Annotated in this window: 5 protein-coding genes; 1 reads left to right on the top strand and 4 read right to left on the bottom strand. The window is 70.6% G+C overall.

The genetic code is table 11. From position 1 onward, the window contains the following. On the bottom strand, positions 1-495 hold a 495-nt coding region (locus tag AB8Z36_RS33085), incomplete at its 3' end, for an erythromycin esterase family protein (protein WP_369217081.1). A gap of 170 nt (positions 496-665) precedes the next feature. On the opposite strand from AB8Z36_RS33085, the gene AB8Z36_RS33080 reads away from it, so the two are divergent. Further along, positions 666-1,265, top strand: coding sequence for a TetR/AcrR family transcriptional regulator (locus AB8Z36_RS33080; protein WP_369217080.1), 600 nt, complete (start codon positions 666-668; stop codon positions 1,263-1,265). Positions 1,266-1,306: 41 nt separating this feature from the next. On the opposite strand, the gene AB8Z36_RS33075 is transcribed toward AB8Z36_RS33080, so the two are convergent. From AB8Z36_RS33075 to AB8Z36_RS33065, 3 genes are all read right to left on the bottom strand, one after another. Further along, complete coding sequence (locus tag AB8Z36_RS33075; protein WP_369217079.1) at positions 1,307-2,275, bottom strand: hypothetical protein; 969 nt, start codon at positions 2,273-2,275, stop codon at positions 1,307-1,309. Positions 2,276-2,493: 218 nt separating this feature from the next. Further along, positions 2,494-2,745 carry a hypothetical protein gene (locus tag AB8Z36_RS42375; RefSeq protein ID WP_440582058.1) on the bottom strand — a complete coding sequence of 84 codons (252 nt, stop codon included), beginning with the start codon at positions 2,743-2,745 and terminating at the stop codon, positions 2,494-2,496. Beyond that, positions 2,718-3,557, bottom strand: a complete 840-nt coding sequence (locus AB8Z36_RS33065) for an SAM-dependent methyltransferase (RefSeq protein ID WP_369217078.1) — start codon at positions 3,555-3,557, stop codon at positions 2,718-2,720. Before AB8Z36_RS33065 ends, AB8Z36_RS42375 begins: the two co-directional genes overlap by 28 nt. Positions 3,558-3,689 lie beyond the last annotated feature (132 nt).

The raw sequence follows: 3,689 nt of genomic DNA, 5'->3' as shown, positions 1-3,689 counted from the left end.
GTCGGGGCCCGCGTATCCGAGGTCGTTGCCGACGAAGCGCAGTGGGGGCCGGTCGGGGTGGGTGACGTTGTGGCGGCGCATCCAGTGGATGAGGTCGAGGTACTCCTCGGTGTTCCAGAAGACGTACTGTCCCTGGAACTCCTCGCGCATAATCCGTGCCGGGTCACCGGTGCCGTGCACCACATAGGCGTCCAGGCGCAGTCCGGTGCTCCAGCTCGCCTCCAGGGCGAACGTGGTGAAGCCCCGGGTGGCCACGAGCTTCTTGAAGGCGCGCACCTTGAGGGTGAAGAACTCATGGCCGCTGTGGGCGGCCTCCCCGAAGCCGACGACGCGGGCGTCGCCGACCATCCGCCCCACGGCGTCCAGCTCCCCGAGCGGCACCGCGTGCCGCTCCAGCGCGTCGAGGGGACCTCGGGCCGGGGCGGCGCCGGCGGGTGTGACGCCGAGCGGGACGAGCGCTCCGGCGGTGAGCCCCGTGGCCGCGAGCCGGAGCATGCGGCGACGTGAAACAGCTTGTGAGGCGTGGTGCATGGCAACTCCCGTACGTCGGAACCGCTTTGACGTCCATGACATTAGACGTGACTTGGGCAAGCGCGCAATACGCTTGTATAGATCGTGCGCCCGAGGTGAGGGTCCGCGATGGCAGTCGGCTAGTCTGTGCCGCCATGGGAAACCGAGAGGACCTGCTGGCCGGGGCCCGGCGCTGTCTTGAGGAGAAGGGCTGGGCGCGCATCACCGTGCGCGACATCGCCGCCGCGTCGGGGGTGAGCATGGCGGCGATCGGATACCACTTCGGCTCCCGCGAGGCGCTGCTCACGTCGGCGCTCATCGAGGCGATCGACGAATGGGGGACCCGGCTCGGCCGCACGCTGTCCTCGTACGGCAAGGAGGGGGCGACCGAAGCCGAGCGCTACGAGGCGCTCTGGGCGGCCGTCATCCGGTCCTTCACCACCGACCGCACACTCTGGCTCGCCACGCTCGAAGCCCTGGTGCAGGCGGAGCACTCCGATGACCTGCGCCGCTATCTGTCCGGCGGGCAGGTCCAGGGGCGCCGAGGTCTTGCCGCTCTGCTGAGAGGCGAGCCGGAGGACGAGATCGACGACGCCACGGCCCGCACGCTGGGAGCCACGCAAATGGCGCTCTTCACCGGCCTGATGACCCAGTGGCTCACCGACCCGGGACAGGCTCCCGGCGCCCGTGACGTCGTCTCCGGCCTACGCGCACTCACGCCGCTCGTCGGCTCGGGCGGGCGCGCTCAGCCGTAGCCGGGGCGTGCCCGGTCGATCGCGATCAGGTGGTCGGGCAGTCAGAAGAAGTGACGGACGAAGACGTCCGACTTCCCGTTGGTGTCGCCGGGCACGAGGTCGTCGGCGGTGGAGTGGAAGACGACGTCGCGTCCGCCGGTGCTGACCGCGTCGGTCCCGGCCGTCGCGGGCTGGTGGGAGACGGTCTCGTCGGTGCCGGTGCGCAGGTCGCGCAGCTTGAGCGAGGGCCCGCCGGGGTCGTTCGGGGCGTACAGCAGATAGCGGCCGGTGGGATCGATGGCCAAGCCCCTGACGCCCGGCAGGTGCTGGGCGGTGCCCGTGCCGGTGTCGTGGACGTAGGTGTCCGGGCCCGAGAGGTAGACGACCTTGCTGCCGTCGTCGCTCAGCTGGACGAGAGCCGCCGCTCTGCCGGGACCCTCGATCGGGGTGGCGGCGGTTGTGCCGGACCGGTCCCACACGAAGACGTCCTCCGCCTTGCCGTCCTGGTAGGCGACATAGCGGCCGTCACCGCTGATGGACGGCCGGGACGGCTGCGTATGGGCGAAGGAGGCGACCAGCTCGTGGGCGCCGGTCCTCCAGTCCTCGATCTCGACGCGCTGGCCGAAGGTCTGCTGCCGGTAGGAGAGGGTGGCGTGGGCGGTGTAGCGGCCGTCGGTGTTCAGCGAGGGCTGGTTGCAGGTGAAGAGTGAACAGTTGGTGGAAGCGGTTCTTCCCGTGCTCACCTGGTACTGGCGGATGCGCACGTCGTTCATCCACTGCACCGGGTAGGCGACGTAGGCCCCGTCCCCACTGATCACCGGGGCCTGAACCGTCGTCAGGTGGCCCATCCGCTGGGTCTGCCCCGTCCGCCGGTCGCGGACGAACACCTTGTCCCCGCCCGTGGTCTCGTCGGACGTGAGGTTCCTCGCCGACGACGAGAAGACGACGTGACGGCCCTCGGGCGTGATCGAGGCACCGGCGGAGCTGTCATCGGCCTGGCTCCCGTCGGCCGCGACGCTGATCCTCTCCACACTGGCCGCCCGCGAGCCCGAGGACTCTGCCGACGCGGTGCCGGGCAGTACCGCCGAGACCGCGCAAGCGGCAACCGCCGCGCAGAGCGCGACACGCGTCCGTCTGGTGCCGCTCCGGTTCGCGTTTCCCCTCATTTTCCCCCCAGGCATGACGTGGTCATCCCCTCCGGCTCCCCACCGGAGGACCACCAGCATGCAACCGTGATGGCGCTGTGGGGTCAATGGGGCGTCAGCCGGCCCCGGGCCTCGTCCGGCACCGCGTAACCGGGAACCGACGGCCAGCGCACGGTCAGCACCACCGACTCCTCCTCCGCGAACCAGGAGTGGTTCCCCAGGCGGACAAGGAGAGCGGTGCGTTCTTCGCCAGCACGGCGTCCCGGCCCGCGTTGCCCACGTACACGCTGTCGTTCACGGGAGTGGACCGTAGCAGTCGCGTCCTCGCTCAGGCGCGGCAGTGGAAGATGCCCCAGCGCAGGTCGCCGCGTCGGGACGCGGCGTGCCACAGGGGGAGATTGGCGAGGAGGCTGTCGACGTAGCCGGGACTGATGACGCGGCGGAGTTCCTGTTCGTGCCGCCGGGTCTCGTCGGTGATGCGTTCGTAATGCCGGGTCAGCTGCTCGCTGCGGTCGTCGAAGTCGATGCGCGAGAGGCCGATGCCGGAGAGTGTGCGGCGGTAGAAGCCGGGGGTGGCCAGGGCCTCCACGCCCAGGCGAGCGACGACCGGGCGCAGGGCTTCGGCGGAGGCGTCCTCGGCGGCCATCGTGTCGGTGAAGACCAGGGCCCCGTCCGGCCTCAGGACACGGACGGCCTCGCGGAGCACGCGGGCGCGATCGCCGCTGTGGCAGAAGGCCTCCTGGGACCAGACGACGTCGAAGCGGTGGTCGGGCCACGGAATGTCGTGGAAGGACCCGGTGACCACGTCGATGAGGTGGTCGAGGCCGCGCTCGGCGTTCCTGGCGCGATGGCGCCGGTTCTGGGGCTCGCTGAGGTTGAGGGCGGTGACGCGGCACCCGAAGCGTCCGGCCAGACAGCGGGTCGCACCTCCGTACCCGGAACCGAGGTCCAGTACCGAGCTGCCCGAGTGCAGCAGGTCACTCACCCTGTCCGCGGCCTGCTCGACGGTGCGGCGCGAGGCATCGGCGACGGGCTCGTCCGCTCTGGCGTAGGTGCCGGTGTGAATGTCCTCGCCACCCCACACCGCGTCGTAGAACGCGTCGACGTCCGAGGTGGCGTAGTACGCGCGGGCCGCCTCCTCCGAGTCCGACGCACCGCTGTCCAGCATGGGCCCCTCCTCACCTCACCCCATGTCCTGTCGGGTCAACAGGGGACTGTCACGGCCGGGCTGTGCATGTCGTACCGAATGTAGTCGCCGTCCCRGCCGTGCGCACGGATCGCCGCGGGGACGGGGGGACGG

Source organism: Streptomyces flavofungini (assembly GCF_041028215.1).
Taxonomy (GTDB): domain Bacteria; phylum Actinomycetota; class Actinomycetes; order Streptomycetales; family Streptomycetaceae; genus Streptomyces; species Streptomyces flavofungini_B.
Note: the sequence above shows the minus strand (reverse complement) of the source record. Positions and strands in the feature narration are given on the sequence as shown.

Coding starts and splice junctions, on each gene's coding strand:
- AB8Z36_RS33080 (WP_369217080.1), top strand. CDS start 666: ATGGGAAACCGAGAGGACCTGCTGGCCGGGGCCCGGCGCTGTCTTGAG.
- AB8Z36_RS33065 (WP_369217078.1), bottom strand. CDS start 3,557: ATGCTGGACAGCGGTGCGTCGGACTCGGAGGAGGCGGCCCGCGCGTAC.